This is a genomic window from Pedobacter sp. BMA (genome assembly GCF_001027745.1).
GTDB lineage: Bacteria > Bacteroidota > Bacteroidia > Sphingobacteriales > Sphingobacteriaceae > Pedobacter.
In genome coordinates this window covers 71,095-93,506 of the sequence record NZ_LECU01000007.1, presented here as the reverse complement: position 1 = coordinate 93,506, position 22,412 = coordinate 71,095, and the positions used below count along the sequence as shown (strand labels likewise).

Below are 22,412 nucleotides of genomic sequence, written 5' to 3'. Positions count from 1 at the left end.
AATTAATAATCATCTGACTCCGGCAAACTGTCTAAAGCTTCCCTTGCCGAGCGCTGATTGGTGTTTATACTGTCCTTTTGTATTTTTCCATCTCTCAGCATAATTGTTCTGGTGCTAAATGCGGCGATATCAGGCTCGTGTGTGACAAAAACGATGGTCTTTCCCTCCTTATTCAATTCTTGCATCAATGCCATAATTTCGTATGACGTACGGGTATCCAGGTTTCCCGTTGCTTCATCAGCCAGTATCATCACCGGATGATTAACCAATGCCCTTGCTATCGCCACCCGTTGCTGTTGTCCACCCGAAAGCTGACTTGGCGTATGATCAAAGCGCTCTGCTAGCTTTACCGATTCGAGTGATTTTATCGCCCTGTTTTTTCTTTCTTCTGCAGAGATGCTTTTATTGTAAAATAATGGCAATTCTACATTTTCCAAAGCCGAAGTTCTGGGCAAAAGATTGTAAGCCTGGAATACGAAACCAATTTTTGTGTTTCTTAATCCGGCAAGTTCATCACGGTTTAAACTCTTTACGTCAACACCGTCAAGCAGATAATCGCCATCGCTCGGTTTATCTAAACAACCTAGAATGTTCAGGAGTGTCGTCTTACCCGATCCGCTGCTGCCCATGATGGTTACAAACTCGCCCGCCTTGATATCGAAAGTGATACCTTTCAGCGCCCGCACCGTTTGGTCGCCCATCACAAACTCACGCTTCAAATCCTTTATATCTAATATTTTTTGTTCCATTATTTTTTCCTGTTGCCGCCCGGACGTTTGGGCATGAAAGGACTCGATTGAGCCTGACTTGCTGCTTCTCTTTTGCCCATGGCTTGTGAACCCGTAATAATAATATCCGATGATGTTAAACCTGATATAACTTCAATGTGAGTATTATCATTTAAACCTGTTTTAATCTTTTTCTGAACCAATTCGTCTGCGCTTTTCTGTACCCAAACATAGGCTTCATCTGCAGCGGCAGGCTTTTTATCCGCATTAACCCAGGTCATTTTGTACTTGGCATTCAAAGTTGAATCGGGACTATATTTAGCTGCCTTAGCTGATATAAGCAACGCATTATTTACTTCTTTAGTGAAGATGGTAATGTTCGCAGTCATTCCGGGCTTCAGCTTATTATCATTATTAGAGGTATTAATGATAGTTGTATAAGTAACTACATTGGATGATATAGTCGGGTTTAACCTGATTTCCTCAATAGTTCCTTTAAAGGTGTCATTCAAAAAAGCGTCTACCGTAAAAGTCGAACGCTCACCTTTAGAAATATTACCTACATCGGCCTCATCTACCGACGCTTCAACCTGCATCTTGGTCAAATCTTTGGCGATGCTAAAGATGGTAGGCGTACTAAAACTGGCTGCAACCGTTGTACCTTCACTTACGCTTCTGGATAGTACAGTTCCATCAATAGGAGAGTAGATACTGGCAAGTGACAAGTTTTTCTGTGCTGAAGCCAGCTGCGCTTTAATACTGTTTACTGAGGCTTTAGCGGCGTTAATGGTATATAAAGCATTGTCATAATCTGCCTTACTAACCGCACCAACCTTGTATAAGTTGCTTTGTCGGCTAAAGTTACCTTGTTGATAAACCAAGGCACTCTGTGCGCTCACCAGATTAGCCTGGTATTGATTTACTGATGCTTCGAACAGCGTTTTATCAAGTTCAGCCAGTAGTTGCCCTTTTTTTACCTTTGAGTTGAAATCGGCATACAGCGTTTTAATTGTTCCTGATACCTGGGTACCCACCGCGACGGTATCAACTGGCTGAACTTTACCTGTTGCTGTAACGTTTTCAGAGATATAACCTGTACTTGGTTTTTCCGTTTGAAGCACAACAACCTGCTCCGTTTTTCGGAGGGCGAAGTACCAGACGGCAAAAGCTGCTATTGCTATGCCGATGATGATAAATATGGTTTTCTTCTTCATGATTAAATATTAAATTGATCCGGCAATAGCCATTACCATGTTTTAATTAGTTATTGGAACTCCTGTATAAAAATTATATATTTTGGTGTATAAACTGGCCGTATATTTTGCCTGAACGAAAGCCTGCAACGCCTGCACATATAAATTCTTCTGCTGGAGATTCTCAACGATGTTATTAGTGCCTTCCTTTAAAGCCGCATTTGAAATTCGCAGCGCTTCACTGGTATAGGTGAACTGTTCCTGAGCAGCTGCAAACTGGCTATTGGCGTTTTGTACATTAATGTAAGCCCGCTCCACATTCTGCGTGAGCGTGGTTTTTGAATCTAATAGCGACAAACGAGCCTGTTCAATATTAATATTCGCTTTCGCCACATTGGTCTTTGTTACTCCTCTATCGAAAATCGGTATAGATAATGTCAGCCCCAGATTCTGATAAAAATTGTTGTTAAGCTGATACGAATAACTACCTGCACTATTGTTGCTATATCCGGTATACAGTGAACCGCCCAGGCTCAATGTTGGCCTTAAGGTCGATTTGGCTTTTGCCAGTTCAATATTCTGAAGCTGAATGTTTAGTTCTCCGCTTTTGATTTCAGGTCGCGTTCTCAATGCTTTATCCTGTGCCGACGCCAGGTTATCTAAAACCTGTGGTGTTTGTACAGAATCGGCACTGACTTCAAACGCTTCTGAAGTGGGAATTTGCAGCAATTGTTTCAGTGTTAAGATATTTTGTTGCAAAGTGTTCTGAGCTGCAACTAAAGTATATTTATCATTTGCATAAGTAGCTTGTAATTGTAAAAGGTCTTTCTTCGCGATCGTGCCAAATTTAAATTGTTGCGCTGATTGTTTTACCTGTGCTTCACTTGTCGAAAGTAGATCCTTAAGGTAAGTGATATTTTCTCTCGCCAGAAGAATATTTAAATAGGCTTGCGTGATGGATATGGTAATGTCGTTCTTTGCCGCCTCAACAGATAAGTTCGCCGTTTTTACACTTAGTTCTTTTGCTTTAATATCATTTTTTAAATAGCTTCCATTATATAACATTAAATCTGAGCTTAGCCCTAAGCCACTGGTGTTCTGCAACCCGGATTTATAATTCGTTATCGCCTGGGATACATTACCAGTCAGATTTGGAAGAACAGCAGATTTGGATGCGATTAAACTTTGCCCTGCAGTTTGTGCTGTTAACTTTAGCGTATTAATGCTGATATTTTTTTCCTTTGCGTATTCAATAGCCGTTTTTAAATCCCATACTTTTGGAACTTCCTGCGCCTTCGTTATGTACGCGACAGCAAGGAGCGTAAGGATAATAATATATTTAATGTATTTGCTCATGGCGAATAAATTTTGTGTCGTTTTATGATCTGATTAACACAAAAATATATCCTCAAAGCATGTCAGTTTTTCAAATGAGACACAGGGACGAATTGTTGAGACGTAAGTCTAAAATTATGAGATATCGGAATGATGATGTACATCACTTTGCTGTACTCTTATTCGTTAGGGTGAGCGATTTTTGTATAATTGGAGTTAAGAGATTTCAGTTTTGGATGTTTTAATAGTTGTCCACCTGAATTCAAGTGTCATTGGCATGCACGGCTTAAGACAGGCTTTAGACGAAGATTTGAAATGGTTGATCTAGTGGTTCGAATAGCACTTACTTAAAGCGAAAGCAATTGCGTCCCGGATTCATTAACAGTTACACTATGCTTCAATCCACACCTTAATGCAAAGTTGTTTCTTTGATGTCCAACCGGAAAGTCAAAAGCAATTGGATAGTTGTATTCCTTAACTTTTTCAAGAACGATGTCGTAAACGTCTTTACCGAACTCCTCGCCGGCGTCATCAGGTTTCACTTTGAACCCACCAATAATCAGTCCGCGAAGGTTTTTCAACTTGCCGCTTCGCTTTAAATTCCATAGCATTCTGTCGATACTGTAAAGGTATTCCCCGGTATCTTCAATGAAAAGAATTTTATTCCTCGTATCTAAATCTGAGTTGCTTCCTGCCAGTGTCTCAATAATGCTTAAATTTCCTCCAACCAGAATCCCTTCAGCCTTTCCGTAGCGGTTTTTGGAGTGAGCAGGTGCGTTATAGTGCATTTGAGCTCCTGCTAAAGCATTCTTTATTGAAAGAATAGTTTCAATTTGTATCGGCTCCGCCTTCACCCAATCACTTGGGAAGCTATTGCACATTTTAGAATGGATAGATGCTATTCCATAATTTTTTGCCAGGTGGCAGTGAAGAACCGTGATATCACTGAATCCGATAATCCATTTGGGATTTTTTCTGAATGAAGAGAAGTCCAGTCGGTCAATAATCCTCACAAAACCGTACCCTCCACGGGCACACATAATCGCTTTTAGGTTAGGGTCATCAAGCATAGTCTGAAAATCCGACAGGCGCTCTTCATCAGTTCCGCCATAAGTATAGTCGCGCTTGCCAATGGTTTTACCTATCTTTATATTAAAACCCCAGCTTTGCATCTGCAAAACTGAAGGCTGAATCTCTTCTGGCGATATGTATCCCGCGGGACTGCTGATTCCTATTTCATCTCCATTTTTGAGGTATGAAGGAACCTTAAAAGCTGAGCTTTCTTCTGCATTCGTGCGGGCCAGTATTTTAAAATTAGGAAAGAGAATCACAGATGCAATAAACGAAGAAAGGAAATGTTTTCTTTTCATTCTAATCAAAAAGGATTAATTTAAGCTAATATAAGATTAAATTTTATGGACCAAAAGAAAAGGGATTTATATCCATAAATCCCTTTTTTAAACCAAACAAATTAATCTGTAAAAGATTAGTATAATGTGAATTATATAAGTAACCAGGATTCAAAAAAAAAGTTTTAACATTTCAGAAAAATTTGCCAAAAGTTGAAAAAAGTTAAGGCTATCCCTCGCGGATAGCCTTTGCTAACAACAAAACAAATATAAGATAACCAAATCTTACCTGACTTTGAGCAGAAATCAGGGAAAGTGATATGAAAACACTTAGTGGCCTAGTAATGGATTCGAACCATTGTGTAAAAGTTTATGAAACTTCAACCTTCCAATCGGTCAACTGGCCGTGCATGCTAAACAGGTTTAAGCGATAAAAAATCTTTCAGTTCTATAATCTCCTCCCGAATAATCGTATCTTCATCTTCGAGTGCTCCACGCTCATTTCGCTCGATATCCAAATCTTTGACAGAATTTGCAAAAATTGGATACTCCTCAATTGCCGGGTATTGAAAATAGATTGACATGATCTCCTGCGTTTAATTGTTTAACATATGATTTAGTTATTGATTAAGGTTCAGCAAATATATAAATAAGAATATAATATCTACCTATTTAGTAGTCTAATTTTGAATATATTTTGTAATTTATTGTTTATCAGTGAATTATTTTTTTATAGGTGCCTCCAAATCCGCATTTATAGTTGAAATTGAGGTCGCAAATCTTCTGAAATAGCTTTTTCATAATAACGCATTATGGCTAATAAGATTGATATTCAGGCTGTTTCTCACTATTCTTTTCTTCACATTCAATTCATTTTCTGAAAAGCTAATTATTTTAAGGATATTTGCATTTTAAAACATTAACATAGTACACGTGTCATTAGATAAATTAAAACTAAGTAAGTCGCTTGTTGCTTCAATGACTGAAGCAGGATTTCTGGCTCCTAAGGAAATTCAGGCAAAATCAATGTCCAGAATTTTAGGGGGTCATGATGTAATTGCAATTGGGCCGGAAGGAGCAGGGAAAACAACAACTTATGTTTTAGCAACATTGATGAAGTTAAAGTATGCTTTCGAGGAAGCGCCAAGAGCTTTGATTCTTGTTCCTGATATTGAGCATGTTGACCATGTACTGGATCAATTCAAGTTACTGAACAGGAACAGCACCTTCAGAATTTTAGGGATTGACAGTCGTGGAACCATAGACAATCAAATGAATGAAATCACAGATGGATGTGATATTATTGTTGCAGTACCGGACCGTGCACGTGCCCTATATCTCAAATTGGCATTAAACACCAATAAAATTCAGTTGTTTATTGTAGATAATGCTGAGCTGATCGTTAAAAAAGGTTTACAGTTGCCGGTTGTAGAATTGGCTAACAGCGCATATAAATCTCAACATCTTGTATTTACAGAACTGATGCATTCAAAACTTGAGCACATGATTTCACCATTCATGAAAGATTCTGCGACAACAATAGAAGTTGATGATATTGGTGAAAAACAGGCAGAGGTTTACCCTCAGATGTTATATCAGGTCCCAAATTTCAGAACCAAGCTTAATCTCCTTACCATTTTACTCGATGATAAGGATGTGTTCGATAAAGTTGTTGTATTCGTAAATACGCGTTTAACAGCACAGACTGTTTTCAAAAACTTCGAAAACAAACTTGAAAACGCTGTGAGTATTTATCGCCCTTTGTTCTTTGATGATTTTGGATTTGACGAAGTTGAGGATTTCAAGGACAATGACCAGTCAAGAGTATTAATCGTAGCCAATGAAAATGCCGGCGAACTGGATATATCCGGAATTCCGATTATTCTTCACTTTGATTTACCTGAGCAAAAAGAAGTGCTAATTCATCGCATAGTTAAACAAGGAGACGATGAAGTTGTAGCCATCACTTTTTCTACAGATATTGAATTAATCGAGGTGAAGAAGATAGAACAGGCGGTAGGTGAGCGCATGGAGGTAATGGAGTTGCCAGAAACACTTACAATAGCGGATGTGGCTCCAAAAACAAACAAAAAGAAACATGGTGAAGAAGATACTTCCGATCGTGGAGCAGCTTTTCATGATAAAAAGACCAGTAACCTGAAAGACTATAATTATAGTGCTGGCATGAAAGCTAAAATGACCTGGAAGAACAAAAAAGGGCTATCCTAAAATATTATATTCAAATTTTGTAGAAAAGGAACGCCACTAATTGTCAGCGTTCCTTTTTTTATTATACTGCCGTAACCCGAACCTCTATATTTCCCTTAACGGCTTTTGAATATGGGCAGGCTCTGTGCGCCTTATCTGCAAGTTGTTGCGCTTCGTCATGCGATATAGCTGGTATATGAACATCCAGATCTGCTGATAACACAAATGAATTTCCATCTTTATTGAAGGATACGAGCACTTTAACTGAGGCTTCACTAACATCTACACCATCACGTTCAGCAACTGAACCTAAGGCGCCCAGATAGCAGGGACCCCATGCGGCTGCGAATAATTCTTCAGGATTCGTAGCGCCACCCTGACCTCCGAGTTCTTTTGGTTTTCGAAGTTCGAAATCCAAAATCCCGTCTCCCGACTTAACATGACCATCTCTTCCACCCGTAGCTGTTACTTCAGCCGTATATAGCTTTTCCATAATTTTCTTAATTTTTTAATGCATAGTCAATAACAAACCGGCGCCTGCATTGTTTAGTTTTTGACCTATGCCGTTAGTGTTCACTTCATTTTATGAGCATTTCATGTAAAAAAGTGATATCCGGTGCAGCAGTCTTGGGAATCATAAATGAGTGTTACTTTGAAGAAGGATAACTCATAGGATTCTGTAAGTCAGTAGGTTGTTTTGTATAAGTTGAATTTACATAGACTTGATTTTTCACAACATTGATATTGTAATATATCATTTGGTGTAAAAAACATCTGTCTTCTATTGACACTAATACGCTGGATATACTAAAATAATATTTTTACATCATAACTATTTAAATCGTTCCCGTTGATTAAAAGAGTTTTTTTAGTGTTACTCGTTGCCAGTATAGCGATGGTGACCAAAATGTATGCGCAATCCTGTCCGGAGAATATTGGTTTTGAATATGGAAATTTTCAGAACTGGAAAATCTATGCGGGTTTTACAAACGACAAAGGTGTTATGACGATTAATCAGATTGACAATCCGGTGTCGGGAAGGGAGAATATTGTCACAGATAAAGATGCAAGAGACATATATGGTGGATTTAAGCTGGTACCTGAAAATGGAGGGAACTTTTCGGTTAAGCTGGGAAACAATGGTACCGGCGGTCAGGTTGACCAAATCTCTTATCTCATAAATATTCCTGCCAACAGGCCAGAATTCACGTTAACCTACCAATACGCTGTAGTACTGGAGGATCCTAATCATTTAAACGAAGAACAACCCCGTTTTATAGCACGGGTAAAAGATCTCGAAACCAATCAATACATACCGTGTGCTTCATTTGAATATGTCGCCACCTCAGATCTTCCCGGATTCCAGAAGGCGAAGTCTAACGCAACGGTGATATATAAGGAATGGACCCCGGTAACCATCAACCTTTCCGGTTACCAGGGAAAACAGTTGCTGATTGAGTTCATAACTTCCGATTGTACACTTGGTGGCCATTTCGGATATGCCTATGTCGATGTCAATAACCTTTGCGGAGAATTGATCGTAGGAAATACTTATTGCAAAAGAACAGAGGAATTGAGCATGTCCGGACCAAGTGGTTTTCAAACCTATACCTGGTATAACGAAGACCGTTCTGTTAAATATGGATCAGGACAATCCATTACGATAAAGCCCACCCCAGCCGAAGGTTCCAAAGTTATTCTTGATGTTGTTCCCTATACCGGTTTTGGTTGCCCAAGCTCCATAAGTACAGTCATCCATAGTGTCGATTATCAAGTTCAGGTATCGGCACAAAACAGGGTTTGTCAGAATGCTGAAATTGATCTCACCAGTTCATCTTTTATCCTGAATAAACTTGCCAGCTTTACCTATCTGGCCTACTCCGATAAAGATTTAACACAGCAATTGACGGGTTCCACCAAAATCTCTCAAAACAGTACCTTCTATATCAAAGCAACCAATTTTAGCGGCTGTGAAAGCGTGAGCCCCATTCTTATTTCCGTGTTCGATATGGCCGATATCACCGTAAAAAACCCTGATCCTGTCTGTTATAATGAAACTGTAGACATTACGCTCGATGGGTTATATTCAAAGTCATCAGAAATCACACGGAGTTATTTTGCAGATAAAGAAGCCTTAAAACCAATCGAGGATCCTAAGCACATCAAAACATCAGGTACCTACTACGTGAAGCTGACAACCAACATGGGCTGTAGCAAAATATTACCTGTTCAAGTGAACATTAACCCTTTTCCTGTTCTTAAAATCACAAATCCTGCTGCAGTTTGTTTCCCTTCGGTTGTTGATATTACCAACAGCAGTGTTTTTGAGGGGAGCGACGATACTTTTAGTTACAGCTTCTATCAGGATGAAAACCTCTCTATTCCGTTAACAGAAAGCAAGAGCATAACCAAAGGCGGTAATTATTATGTAAAAGCAATAAATTCAAGAGGATGTATGGTTAGCGGTAAAATTGTGGTGATCATTAACGAGCTGCCGGTACTTTCAGTCAAAGATCCAGGCGCCGTTTGCTTTCCGGAGAAACTTGATATCACAGATGCCAGTTTGTACAACGGAAGTACTGAAAAACTAAACTACAGTTATTACTATGATGAAGCACTGCTGAACAAAATCGGAAATCCAAGGGCGATAAGCCAAAGCGGAGTTTATTACATCAAAGCGGTTAACGCTTCAGGATGTTATGCTACAGGAAGTATTAACGTAACAATAAATACCCCACCAACCATAGTTTTAAATAAGCCTAAAGCAATCTTTGATTCGGAATTTGTCGACTTGACCGCCGCGAACATTATTAAAGGAAGTAAAGATTTCGAAAAAGTGAGCTACTTTGAAGATGCCTCTTTAAGACATCCATTGTTAAATCCATCTAAAGTGAATAAGGCAGGGATTTACTACATTGCACTTCAGAATGAAAAGGGATGTATAGTTTCTGCACCAATAGAACTCGACATTCTTCCAACACCAAAAATCATTGTGCCTACAGCGTTTACTCCCTATAAGGAAACGAACAACAGACTATATCCTTTTCTGGTAAGTGTTCAGAAACTAACCAGCTTCAAGGTCTTTAATAAATGGGGAATCTTGGTATATCAAACTGAAACATTGGCTAACGGAGGATGGGATGGTCAGTTTAAAAGTAAAATGCAACCTTTAGAAACCTTCTCCTGGTTTGCAGAAGGAGTAGACACTTTTGGAGGTAAAGTTCAATCGACAGGAAAAACCATATTAATATTATAATGAAAGGAGCGGTACTTATTTTATTAATTTCTTTCGCAACGTTGTCTTGCACTGCTCAGGATCCAAAGTTTTCGCAGTACTTCGCAGCGCCATTAACTTTAAATCCAGCATACACGGGCTTTTTTGATGGCGAATACCGTATAGCTGCAAACACCCGTCAGCAATGGGGAAATTTAGGAGATCCTTATAACACGTACAGCGTTTCCGGAGATGTAAAGCTGGTTGAAGATGAAAACTTTACCAATAGTGTCTTCAGTTTAGGATTAAGTGGGTTGTTTGACGAATCTTTTAACAAAGCGCTGAAATCACAGTATATCAGTGCCAGCTTTTCTTATTACCAGTATCTTGATGTTGAGCATAAATTTAAGTTTGGCCTCGCGCCACAGGTATCTTATGTATCCAGGTATCTCGACTACAATAAACTCACTTTCGCATCACAATATAGCGACGGTGGATTCGATCAGTCCATGCCGAATTACCTGGATATTAAGAATGATAAAACCACTTATTTTGACCTGGCTATAGGCGCTAATTTTTCTGCGAACTTCGATCGTACAAGCTTTGCTTTCGGCTATGCGCAGTACCACTTGAACAAGCCTCAGGAAAGTTTACTAACCAGCGGTAGCGAACTTGTCGCTTCAAGGAAAACGGCTACGGCAAGCATGCTATATCTGTTAAATAATAACGTTGATCTTAACCTCACAGGTGTTTATAACGTTCAAAAGAATAACAATGATGCAATCATGGGAACCGTAATCGGACTAAAGCCTAATGAAGACACCAAGATGAAGCTTAATTTTGGCCTGTGGTATAAATTTAATGAGGCTTCGTTCTATCCTTATCTTGGGGTAGGGATGGGCAACATCAGCGCCGGAATAAACTATACTGTTTATGGCAACAAGCTGCTCAGTGCTACACCGCGTACCTATGAACTGTCTTTCATTTACCGTCACAATAATTTCAAGGGATTTAAGGTTCCATGCCCAAAATTCTAAATGATGAAACATATCTTATATACACTTTTATTAATCTTATCTGGTACAATTGCAAATGCTCAACAGCGCAAAATAAGTATCGACTACCAGTATTTTCGAGATGTTAAAAATTATTACGCATACGATTTATTCCGCTACTCAGGCAGTCCCGACAATCAGGTAATGCTTAATTTCACCACAAATGCTGCATTCAAAAAAATAGAGAAGATTTACATTGTGGCTGGTGATGTGGAGATTAAACTTAAATTCAGACAAAGGGATGAAGTAGTTAAATCTGATAATCCCGAACAGAAATTTTATCCGGTAGCTTTTGATATAGATAACCTGTTAGAGAATAAGCTGGACTGTCAATCCCGGATTGTTTTTAAGCTGGATAATAATATTTCGTACACTTTACCGTTCAACGGGTGTAATGCATTGCTTACAAAACCTAAATCTTGATTTTTGCGGATAATTTATAAAGGTCGTAAGCCACCTTCTGAATCAAATCAAATTGTTCAGGCACTAAATCTTCACCCTTTTTGATCATGAGCCCGCTATCACTTATTCTGATTAAAGGAACATTATCTGTTGTAGTTTTATTGAGGTTCAGGTTCTCGATCGCCATGTCAAACAGATAGTCTGTATTTCCCGACAATGGTTTTAGGGCATCAAAATTATCGAAAATAAATTCATGTTCTTTATTGTACAGCGATAGGGTAGCAATATAAGACGACAACAAATGATTTAAAGTAGTGAATTGATGCACTTCTTTAATGAACAACTGTTTGCTCTTAGGTTCAGAAAACATTCTTTGAAATAAGGAAGCCAGATTGGCTGTGCTTACGTAAACTTCCTTTCTCGCTAGCTTGTAGTCCGTTCTGTTATAATTTTTCTCAAAGTACAATCTGGCTACCTGCTCGTAATAGGCTTTATTGGCTTTCAGTATATTGATCATTGCTTCCTTCAGTTTCTCATGTTCCCAGGTTGGAAACAGTGAGTAGCTCGCCAGCAGCGCAATACCAGATCCGATAAACGTGTCATAAATTCTTTCCCGCGCCAGTGCAATGGACCCCATACCCAAAAAATCAAATAGGATCAGGATATAAGGGGTCATGAAAAGCACACTCACCACGTAGTTTTTTCGCTGGAAACTGTAACTTCCGATCATGCAAATCAGTAAAATGACAAACAAGGTATGGCGATCGTCGATATAGGTAAGTACACCCATACCTACAAACGCCCCAATGGTTGTGCCGATCAATCGCTGATAATTGCGCTCTTTTGTGAGGCTGAAACCCGGTTTGGAAATCACAAGAATCGTAAGTAAAATCCAGTAACTGTGCGAGAAATTCAATACCTCTGCCACAATAAAACCGAGCATCATAACAACAGTTACCCTTAGCGAGTGCCTGAAGGTAGACGAACTATAAGTCAGGTTGTCTTTAAAAATATCGAAGTCAAATTTTTGGCGGGTAATAAACTTGTCCTTATCTACTTCAGCCTGACGGATATCTTTGCTGGTTCTGATTTTAAAATAACTGTAAATGGTTTTAACCCTGGCTAGAATATTTTCAATATTTACTTCAATGTTTTTAAGAGCGATGATGCCTATTGTACTATATTTCTGGTCAGTATTCTCTCGCTCAAGCTGATTAATCTTAATCTTTAATCGCTCAATTTCAATTAACAACCGTTTTGAAAGATTGGGCTTTCCACCACTTTTAAGTGCAAAGGCAATATCATCAAGTGCATAAGATATTCGCTTAATCGCCATCTCATAATCTTTCAGAATACCAGCTTTGTCAAATTGTTCGTGGAGCTGCTGGTAATTGTAATATGTCGACATTACCTGCTCAAACAAATCAACCATATCTACAAATACCAGGAGTAGAAAACGCCCTTCAGGACTTGAATCCCTTACAATTTCCCGCGTTCTGAATAATAGCTCCCTTACAGCATCCTGTTTCTCATGTACAGAAACCTGCAGCTGAAGCAAATCAGCATAGGTCTTGTCATAATTGGTGTTTTGATGGTAAAACTTCGCCTTTTCCCTTAAAAATTCCGCTACTTCCCATATTGAATCGCTTAATGATTGCTGAAGTAAACGGAAGGGGCGTAGCCTGTAAACAAAATAACTTAAGCCCGTATACCACACGCTTCCGGCCAATACCAGAAAGGAGTGCCTGATCACGTCTTGCCAGGGTCTGATATCATCGATGCTTAATACAATAATCAGTAACACGGCCGTACCAACAGATGCCGCTCTTACACCGTAAATATAGAACATCGAGAAGATAAAACTCGAGGCTGCCAGTAACGCTGCAATGAAATAATGGTTTTTATTGGTTAAGCCTGTTAAAATGGAGAATACAAAAATCAGAACCGTTGTAACCAGCATTGCATTGCGTCTGTGAACCATTGGCCCCGGAGTGTCAACAACACTCACACATAGGGCACCCAGGGAAAGTGTCATGCCATATTTAAGCATTCCAAACTGAGCCAGAATTAATGAAGGTAGCAGCACACCAATAGTAATGCGTAACCCATCCGCGAAATACGTACTCAATAAAAAATCTTGTATATTTCTAATGGGTTGCCTGATCTGCATGGTACAAAAATAACATAATACCATCGCTTTTTGTTGGCGCAAAAATTTAACTTTTTACTGAATTCTCAGTTTTTAAGCAGAAAACTGTTAAAGCGCTGATTGTCATGTTGATAAAATTTGTTAGTAACCCAAAGATCCAGAAATGTGAACAACAGACCTGATATTGGTTTAGAAGCATTGATGACCGGTTTTTTTTGTTTAAAGTGTTGATAAACAGCAAATATTGGTGAATAAAATTGTTTATAAAACAAATGCTTTTTTATTTGCTTTTCTACAGCAAGTGTACTAAATTAGATCATATCAAAAACGAAGTACTTTGAATTCTGAAAACGTCCAAAAGAAATAAAGAGCCGAAAGGCCCCTATCTCGGACAGTTTACATAGGAAAACAATCAACTGAAATGGTTCAAACCATTAACAGCATATGGCTTATCTTCGGAAAAGCATATTAGAGATTGCACAGGCCTAAACAGAGATTATCGAAAGCTAAGCAGTTTAAGGACTTAATAGACGGAGATAAATTTTCACGTATCGCAAAAGCTTTAAGCCTAACGATAACGGAAAGATCAGCGTATTTAAAATTTGATGCCTTAATCGAAGCTATGGCTTACATTGAGGTTAAAAACGGGGAAACTGAATCGAAAGAAAACAGGCCCCGTTTTTTATTTATAAAGCGTTTTGTCGCTCTCCATAGCACTTCGATCGCATGATGCCGAGGGTTGTGAAAATCCGTAGCCATTTACAGAACTGATGATAACTTAATTCTATTATATCACAGGTAATTCTCTCTGTAAATCACTAAATTTACTTATGGCTAAAAAAAGTAAATCAGATTCTAAATCCGCTAAAAAGATTTTTGTACTGGACACTTCCGTTATTCTTTACGATCACAATGCGCTAAATAATTTTCAGGAGCACGATGTTGCCATACCCATTCAGGTTCTCGAAGAACTGGACAACTTTAAGAGCGGTAACGATACCCGAAACTTTGAAGCACGCAGCTTTATAAGACTGATCGATAAAACGTCAAAAGAAAAACTCATCAGCGATTGGATCTCAATGGGTGCTTCTGGTTCTGGAAAATTTAAAGTCATACTGAATGAGAAACCTTTAAAAGTTGATGCAGAACAGATTTATGGAAAAGGCAAAACCGATCATAAAATTTTAAACGCTGCTTTAAGTTTAAGAGAAGAGAACCCTGATAAGAAAGTTGTTCTGGTTTCAAAAGATATTTGCCTGCGGCTGAAAGCCAAAGCCCTCGATTTATTTGCAGAAGATTACGAAACAGGCAAAATCAAGAATGTTGATGAGCTATACGCCGGTAAAACAGAATTACTGAACTTTGATATCAATATCGTTGATCAGCTGAAACATGATAAGGTAATTGAAGTACACGATAATACACTGTCCCTTAAAACTGGAAATCACTTTTATATACTGAAGAATAAGCGTAAATCAGCAAATGTTTTCTATAATCATCAGTTAAAAACATTCTCTTCCGTTTCAACTGATGCCATCTTCAGGATTAAGCCAAAAAATATCGAACAGGCATTTGCCATTCACGCACTGCTCGATCCGGACATTAGCCTGGTAAGCATTCAGGGCAATGCCGGAACAGGAAAAACGTTGCTCGCTATTGCCAGCGCACTTGAGCAGCGTAAAAACTTCAGGCAAATATTTGTAACCCGTCCAATCGTTTCATTAAGCAACAAAGACATCGGCTTTTTGCCAGGAGATGCAAAATCAAAAACAGATCCTTTTATGGCTCCCATCTGGGATAATTTACGCTTCATTAAGGAACAGTTTATTGGCGACGATAAGATGTCTGGGAAAATTGATGAGCTTATTTCTTCAGAAAAAATAGCCATTGCACCGCTGGCATTCATCCGTGGACGAACCCTCACCAAGATATTCTTCATTGTTGACGAAGCACAAAACCTGACACCACACGAGGTGAAAACCATTATCTCCCGGGCAGGCGAAAATACAAAAATCGTATTTACGGGTGATATCTATCAAATTGATACACCGTACCTGGATGCGGAAAGTAACGGACTTTCTTACCTGATTGAAAATGCCAGGAACCATCCGCTATATGCACACATCACCTTGCAAAAAGGTGAAAGAAGCGAACTGGCTAACCTGGCTAATGCCTTGCTTTAATGATATTTTCTTAACGACCTAAGCGCTATGAATAATCCGATTAACGTCAACACAGCACTAAGTATAAATGGTGCGCCCGGAAAATACACCGGCGCCTTACTTTCTATAAAATAGGCAAAAATATGTGTCATTGCCCAGGGTGCAAATATTGCAGCGAGACTTTGCAAACCCGTTAAAACGCCCTGCATTTCGCCTTGCGCATTTGCCGGAATCTGGTTCGATATTAAACCCTGCATGGCCGGTCCGCCGATTCCAGCAAGCCCATAAGGAAGCATAAAGGCAAACATCATCCAGCCTTTCGTTGCAAAAGCAAAAGCCACAAAGCCGATCACATATAATATCAAACCAAAATAAACCGCTTTTTTATCTCCGATTTTAGGCAAAATGATCCTGATCAATCCACCCTGTACAACACCAATCACCAAACCAACAAAGCCGAGGGAGTAACCCACCCATGAAGCATCCCAGTTAAATTTTTCCATAGTATAGAATGTCCAGTTCGATTGGACGGAATGACTGGCGAAGTAAAGCAGAAACAAAGTAATCATCAGTCCCAGTAATGCCGGATACTTTCCGATACTCCTTAATGAGCCAATTGGATTTGCCCTTTTCCATTCAAAAGGTCTCCGTTTTTCAACAGGTAAAGATTCAGGTAATATAAAATACCCATACAGCCAGTTAATTAGAGACAGTGCTGCTGCAACCATGAAAGGCACCCTGGTACCAAAATGACTAAAGGCGCCCCCTAAAACCGGTCCTAAAATAAAGCCAACACCGAAAGCAGCGCCAACCAGACCAAAATTTTGCGCCCTTTTTTCAGGTGCCGACACGTCGGCAATATAAGCCTGGGCGGTGGTAAAGCTGGCTCCGGTGATTCCGGCAATAATTCTGCCCACAAACAGCCATATAATGGAAGGAGCGAAGGCCAGGAAAATATAATCGATGCCAAGTCCGAATAATGAGCTTAACAAAACCGGACGTCTGCCAAAGCGATCACTTAAGGCACCTATAATAGGAGAAAAGATGAACTGAACTGATGCATAGGCCAAAGTCAGCCAGCCGCCATACTCAGCAGCCAATCCAAAGCCTCCGCCCGTAAAATCTTGTATAAGTTTTGGCAAAACCGGAATGATAATCCCGAACCCCGTGAAATCAATCAGGAGGGTTACCATAATAAAGCTCATTGCAGATTTCGTTTCTTTTGCCATTATCGTAAAGGTTTGAAACAAAAGTATCAGAATTAGTTTAAATTGTAAATTTTAGTTCCATAAACCCTATTTAAGCTTACTGGTATGCCTAACCTGAAATCTACCTCTATTATCAACCCGGTCTTCACGCCATCCAGTTTTTTTTAGAATACGAAACGCCTTAAACTGGCCTTCAGTAAATTAAAATCTTGCCGGAGTTGAAAAACCTATGTCGAAGGCCAAAACTTTTCCACAATGCCTTATTCCGCTATATTTTTGCTAAATTCGCAAGGTTATATAATACCCTTTTTTAAAAGTCGTCTTCAAACACGAGAATAATAATTTATGGCAGAAGATTTAGAGAATCAACAAAACGACAAAATCATTCAAATTAATATAGAGGAACAGATGAAGTCGGCCTACATTGATTATTCAATGTCGGTAATCGTATCAAGGGCTCTGCCTGATGTACGCGATGGATTGAAACCTGTACACCGCCGTGTGCTTTATGGGATGTTGGGCTTAGGTGTTACCAGTGGTAAGCCTTATAAAAAGTCCGCTCGTATCGTTGGTGAAGTTTTAGGTAAGTATCACCCTCATGGTGATGCCTCAGTATACTTTACTATGGTTCGTATGGCTCAGGATTGGAGTTTACGATACCCAATGGTCGATGGACAAGGTAACTTTGGTCACATTGATGGTGATTCGCCGGCAGCAATGCGTTATACAGAAGCAAGGTTCAGTAAACTTGCCGAAGAAATGGTTGCCGATATCAATAAAGATACCGTTGATTTCCAGTTCAACTTCGATGATACGGAACAAGAGCCTACAGTGTTGCCTTCAAAAATCCCTAACCTACTGGTTAACGGATCTTCAGGTATTGCAGTAGGTATGGCCACAAACATGGCTCCTCACAACCTTACCGAAGCCATTAATGGCGTAGTGAACTACATCGATAACCGCGACATCACTGTTGAGGAACTGATGAAGTTTGTTAAAGCACCTGACTTTCCTACCGGGGGTATTATATACGGTTATAATGGTGTGAAAGAAGCATTCGAAACGGGCCGCGGAAGAATTGTAATGCGCGCCAAGGCTGAAATCGAAAGCATCAAAGATCGCGAGGTTATCATTGTTACTGAAATCCCATATCAGGTAAACAAAGCCCAGATGATTGAGCGTACAGCTGAATTGGTAGGCGAGAAGAAACTGGAAGGTATTTCAAACATTAAAGATGAATCAAATAAAGATGGTATCCGCATCGTTTACGAAATTAAACGCGATGCAAACGCCTCAATCGTTTTAAATAACCTATATAAGTATACAGCCCTTCAAACCTCTTTCAGTGTAAACAACATTGCACTGGTAAAAGGTCGCCCGCAGTTATTGAATCTGAAAGATTTGATTACTCACTTCGTTGATCACCGTCATGAAGTAGTCATTCGTCGTACCAAATTTGAATTAGCTGAAGCAGAAAAACGCGCACATATATTAGAAGGGTATTTAATCGCTTTAGATCATTTAGACGAAGTAATCAAATTAATCCGTGCATCGGAAACACCTGATGAAGCCCGCTTAGGCTTGATGGAGAAGTTTGGTTTGAGCGATCTGCAGGCCCGTGCCATTCTGGATATGACGCTTCGTCGTTTAACAGGACTGGAACGCGATAAGATTAAAGAAGAATATGCTGAACTCATGAAAACCATCGATTATTTAAAATCTGTACTTGCCGACGAAGGTTTGCGTATGCAGATTATTAAAGATGAGCTCGAAGAAGTGAAGCAGAAGTTTGGCGACGAACGCAGAACGACTATTGTTCACTCTGCCGAAGACATGAGCATGGAAGATTTCATCGATGATGAAGAGGTAGTGATTACCATTTCTCACGAAGGATATGTGAAACGTACCCCAGCTACTGAATTTAAAGCGCAGGGTAGAGGCGGTAAAGGCTCTAAAGGCAGTACTTCAAGAAACGAAGATTTTATCGAGCACATGCTCGTGGCTACAGCCCATAACTACATGCTCTTTTTTACCGAAGCAGGAAGATGTTTCTGGCTTAGGGTTTATGAAATTCCTGAAGGATCAAGAACAAGTAAGGGGCGCGCCATTCAGAATATCATCAACATTCCAAAAGATGAGAAAATTAAGGCTTACATTAAAGTTAAGAACCTTAAAGACCAGGAATACCTGGAAAACAATTTCATCATCATGTGTACTAAAAAAGGTACCATCAAGAAAACTTCTTTAGAAGCTTATTCACGCCCACGGGTAAATGGTATTAATGCAATTAATATTAATGATGGTGATGTTTTATTAGAAGCATGCTTAACCACCGGTGAAAGCGAGATTGTAATGGCTTTACGCTCAGGCAGAGCCATTCGTTTCAACGAAAAAACTGTTCGCCCTATGGGTAGAACGGCTACAGGAGTGCGTGGGGTTAGATTAGCAAATGAGCAGGATGAAGTTGTTGGCATGATTGCTGTTAACAGTCCCGAGGTAACTGTATTGGTAGTTTCAGAAAAGGGATATGGTAAACGTACAGATATTGAAGATTATCGCGTTACAAACCGTGGCGGTAAAGGAGTAAAAACCATTAACGTTACAGACAAAACGGGGCAATTAGTTTCAATTAAAGACGTTACTGACAGTGAAGATTTAATGATCATCAACCGTTCAGGTATTGTAATCAGAATCCCTGTTTCAGCTTTAAGGGTTATGGGCCGCGCCACTCAGGGTGTACGCTTAATATCATTAAAAGGTGATGACGAAATTGCTTCAGTAACCAAAATCGATCACGAAGAGGATGAAGAGGAAACAATAGATTTAGAAGGCGTGTTGGTACAAGATGGGGAAGAGGTAGAGGCGGATACCACAGACGCAGATGAAACTGATGACGAATCTGAGGCCGATGACGAAACGGAAGAAGAAAATTAACTAAATTAAGATTAGAATAAAAATTATGAAAAGAGTATTTCTAGGTATAATTTTAGCAGGAACAGTAAGTTCTGCATTTGCTCAGAAAAGTGAAGTTAATGCAGCCAAAAGCAATTGGGGTATCACTCAGTTCATGTTGCAAAACCAAAAAGGCCCTCTAGATAAGAAATTGGAGTCTATTAAAACTGGTTTAGCACATACTGACAAAGCAATTGCTGACGAAAAATCGAAAGTAATGCCAGAAGCATGGTCATACCGTGCGTTATTCGCATCATCTGCCGCAATCATTGATTCTACCAGTACAGCAAATGCCGATGCCAACATCAAAATCGCTCAGGAAGCCATCGAGCAAGCTAAAAAGTTAGATGCAAAAGGTTCGGAAAAAGACAATATCGCTTTAGCTGAAACTAATGTGACCAATGCGATCAGAAACGGTGGGGTAGTGGCATATAACAAAAAAGATTACAAAACGGCTTACGAGAAATTTGTAGCAGCAACCGTGATCAATCCTCAAGATACTTCTATGTATTTAAATGCTGGTATCGCTGCCAGAAACATCGAAGATTATCCGGGAATGATTACGCAGTTCAAGAAAGTAATCGCGTTAAATTCTCCGCAGTCGAAAGATTTGTATTCAGAAATCATCAGCACCGTATTAAGTAAACAAAAAGATACAACCGCTGGATTGGCTTTAATTAAAGAAGCTACAGCAAAATTCCCTGATAATACGGATTGGATCAAAACGGAAACCCAGATTTATATCGACAGGGGAGATGCTGCCAAATCAGAGCAAATGCTTATTGCTTTAGCTGCGAAAGAACCTAATAACCCTAATTATCAGGTACTATTAGGAAATATTTATTTCTCTCAGGCGTTGAAATTACAAAACGAAAGAAATAAAATCGATCAAAAGAAAGTAAAAGAGTTCAATGAAGTAACCGTTAAAATGAACGCTTTATTAGATAAATCTTTACCTTTCTACAAAAAAGCATTAGATATCGACGGTAAAAATCAGGGCGCATTGGAAACACTTAAAACCATCTACGCTTTCAGAAATGATACTAAAAACTACGATGACATCAAAAAACGTTTAGACGCACTTCCTAAACAATAATTAAACTGATCAGTCAAAAAAAGAGCTCCGAAATTTCGGAGCTCTTTTTTTTATGTTTATTTTTATGGTTTATTAAGATTTTACCCATTTCAGTACGATATGCAAAATTCCTTTAAAACAGCAGTTGCGGCAGTCTTATTTTTATCCTCCCAAACAGTGATGGCGCAAAAGAGCCAGATTCTTATTGCACGAAACTCAGTGGGCAAACTACAGGCATCTATCGCCAATAAGGAAGATTCAAAAAAACAGCTCAGTATTGTTTCGGATGGATTGAAAGCAATTGAATCTGCAGAGAAGGACAGTAAAACAATGAAGTGGTCTGAAACATGGTCTATCAAATCTTACTTAACATCATTTGCCGCACTAATTGATACTGATGCAGCTAACTCAAACAAATTCTACGATGCCGCAATCGAGGCCATTAATAAAGCAAAATCTTTAGATAAATTCGACGACAATTCTGGACTCATTAAAGCCTCTCGCCACAATATTCTCATTAAAAAGCAATACAAGGCCAATGAGGCCTATTTTGCAAACGACTTTAAAGAGGCATTTACCGATTTAAAAGAGGTAAGTGATAGCTTTCCTGCAGATACAACTCTGGCTTTAAATACCGCAATCTGTGCGTATCAGATACAGGCTTACGATGAAGCATTAAATTACTTCAAAAGAGCTAAAGAAAATGGAATAAGAAATGCAACGGTATTCCAGAAAATGGCACAAATGTATGTGGTAAAGTCTGAAAATGAAACTGCAATCAAAACATTGGAAGATGGCCTGGCGCTAAACTCTTACAACCGTTTACTTACCAATGATTACATTAACTTGTTATTAGATTCCGAAAATTTCAGTAAAGCCCAGGGTTTAATTGAAAATAACTTAAAAGTAGAAAAAGGAAATAAACTGCTTTATTTCTTATATGGTTACCTGCAACAGTACGGAGGAAACAACTCCACCGCAATATTGGCTTATGATAAAGCTTTATCCAGTGATCAGAATTATTTTGACGCGCTATACCAGTTAAGCCTGGCGTATATCAATTCAGCTAATGAAACACTAAAGAAAAGCGAAGCTGACAAGGCCACAAAATACAACGGACTCATTGATCAGGCACAATATGCTTTGCAACGTGCCAATGAAATCAATCCCAACGATAAGAAAACTGTTCAGTTGCTTATCGAAATCTATACCAGGAAAAAAGCTACCGATAAAGTGCAGGAGCTTAACCGGAAATTACAGGAACTTTAAATTTCATTAAACTCACCGACAAAAAGAGTAGGTGTGATAATAATCAACTTAACATAATGTTAATTATGAGTCCTTATAATATATTATATGAAAGGGGGGCTTTCGCCATATAC

At 39.1% G+C, this 22,412-nt stretch carries 16 protein-coding genes; 8 read left to right on the top strand and 8 right to left on the bottom strand.

The annotated features are described in order from the left end of the window. Window positions 1–2 precede the first annotated feature (2 nt). The 5 genes from AB669_RS16850 to AB669_RS22215 form a co-directional block, all read right to left on the bottom strand. Window positions 3–749 (bottom strand): ABC transporter ATP-binding protein, encoded by a 747-nt coding sequence (locus AB669_RS16850; protein WP_047800516.1) that lies wholly within the window; start codon window positions 747–749, stop codon window positions 3–5. After that, entirely contained in the window at window positions 749–1,942 is a 1,194-nt protein-coding gene (locus tag AB669_RS16845) for an efflux RND transporter periplasmic adaptor subunit (RefSeq protein ID WP_047800515.1), read from the bottom strand. The genes AB669_RS16850 and AB669_RS16845 overlap by 1 nt, the downstream gene beginning before the upstream one ends. Before the next feature lie 42 nt (window positions 1,943–1,984). Then, window positions 1,985–3,277 (bottom strand): TolC family protein, encoded by a 1,293-nt coding sequence (locus AB669_RS16840; RefSeq protein WP_047800514.1) that lies wholly within the window; start codon window positions 3,275–3,277, stop codon window positions 1,985–1,987. A 326-nt stretch (window positions 3,278–3,603) separates the two neighbouring features. Beyond that, window positions 3,604–4,626, bottom strand: a complete 1,023-nt coding sequence (locus AB669_RS16835; RefSeq protein ID WP_047800513.1) for an LD-carboxypeptidase — start codon at window positions 4,624–4,626, stop codon at window positions 3,604–3,606. Window positions 4,627–5,018: 392 nt separating this feature from the next. Beyond that, window positions 5,019–5,189, bottom strand: coding sequence for a hypothetical protein (locus tag AB669_RS22215; protein WP_156166772.1), 171 nt, complete (start codon window positions 5,187–5,189; stop codon window positions 5,019–5,021). Window positions 5,190–5,538: 349 nt separating this feature from the next. Between AB669_RS22215 and AB669_RS16830 the strand changes: the two genes are divergently transcribed. Then, a complete protein-coding gene (locus tag AB669_RS16830) occupies window positions 5,539–6,834 on the top strand; it encodes a DEAD/DEAH box helicase (protein WP_047800512.1) in 1,296 nt (431 codons plus the stop codon). 61 nt (window positions 6,835–6,895) lie between these two features. On the opposite strand, the gene AB669_RS16825 is transcribed toward AB669_RS16830, so the two are convergent. Continuing rightward, window positions 6,896–7,306, bottom strand: coding sequence for an organic hydroperoxide resistance protein (locus AB669_RS16825; RefSeq protein ID WP_047800511.1), 411 nt, complete (start codon window positions 7,304–7,306; stop codon window positions 6,896–6,898). Window positions 7,307–7,663: 357 nt separating this feature from the next. Here AB669_RS16825 and AB669_RS16820 point away from each other — a divergent pair, with 357 nt between their 5' ends. Genes AB669_RS16820 through AB669_RS16810 form a run of 3 tightly spaced genes read left to right on the top strand, consistent with a single transcriptional unit; the run spans window position 7,664 to window position 11,505 of the window. Next, on the top strand, window positions 7,664–10,069 hold the full coding sequence (locus tag AB669_RS16820; protein WP_156166771.1) for a gliding motility-associated C-terminal domain-containing protein: 2,406 nt from the start codon (window positions 7,664–7,666) through the stop codon (window positions 10,067–10,069). Continuing rightward, window positions 10,069–11,064, top strand: a complete 996-nt coding sequence (locus AB669_RS16815; protein WP_047800509.1) for a PorP/SprF family type IX secretion system membrane protein — start codon at window positions 10,069–10,071, stop codon at window positions 11,062–11,064. The genes AB669_RS16820 and AB669_RS16815 overlap by 1 nt, the downstream gene beginning before the upstream one ends. Further along, on the top strand, window positions 11,065–11,505 hold the full coding sequence (locus AB669_RS16810) for a hypothetical protein (protein WP_047800508.1): 441 nt from the start codon (window positions 11,065–11,067) through the stop codon (window positions 11,503–11,505). Here the strand turns inward: AB669_RS16810 and AB669_RS16805 are convergent. Beyond that, window positions 11,495–13,696, bottom strand: a complete 2,202-nt coding sequence (locus tag AB669_RS16805) for an FUSC family membrane protein (RefSeq protein ID WP_231582698.1) — start codon at window positions 13,694–13,696, stop codon at window positions 11,495–11,497. The genes AB669_RS16810 and AB669_RS16805 overlap by 11 nt on opposite strands. Before the next feature lie 767 nt (window positions 13,697–14,463). Here AB669_RS16805 and AB669_RS16790 point away from each other — a divergent pair. After that, the gene (locus tag AB669_RS16790) at window positions 14,464–15,816 is read left to right on the top strand and encodes a PhoH family protein (RefSeq protein ID WP_047800504.1); all 1,353 of its coding nucleotides are present in this window, start codon (window positions 14,464–14,466) and stop codon (window positions 15,814–15,816) included. On the opposite strand, the gene AB669_RS16785 is transcribed toward AB669_RS16790, so the two are convergent. Then, on the bottom strand, window positions 15,813–17,024 hold the full coding sequence (locus AB669_RS16785; protein WP_047800503.1) for a TCR/Tet family MFS transporter: 1,212 nt from the start codon (window positions 17,022–17,024) through the stop codon (window positions 15,813–15,815). The genes AB669_RS16790 and AB669_RS16785 overlap by 4 nt on opposite strands. Before the next feature lie 324 nt (window positions 17,025–17,348). Here AB669_RS16785 and gyrA point away from each other — a divergent pair, with 324 nt between their 5' ends. From gyrA to AB669_RS16770, 3 genes are all read left to right on the top strand, one after another. Next, window positions 17,349–19,937, top strand: coding sequence for a DNA gyrase subunit A (gene gyrA / locus AB669_RS16780; protein ID WP_047800502.1), 2,589 nt, complete (start codon window positions 17,349–17,351; stop codon window positions 19,935–19,937). 25 nt (window positions 19,938–19,962) lie between these two features. Beyond that, a complete protein-coding gene (locus AB669_RS16775) occupies window positions 19,963–21,051 on the top strand; it encodes a tetratricopeptide repeat protein (RefSeq protein ID WP_047800501.1) in 1,089 nt (362 codons plus the stop codon). Between the two features lie 99 nt (window positions 21,052–21,150). Further along, the gene (locus AB669_RS16770; RefSeq protein ID WP_053058450.1) at window positions 21,151–22,299 is read left to right on the top strand and encodes a lipopolysaccharide assembly protein LapB; all 1,149 of its coding nucleotides are present in this window, start codon (window positions 21,151–21,153) and stop codon (window positions 22,297–22,299) included. Window positions 22,300–22,412 lie beyond the last annotated feature (113 nt).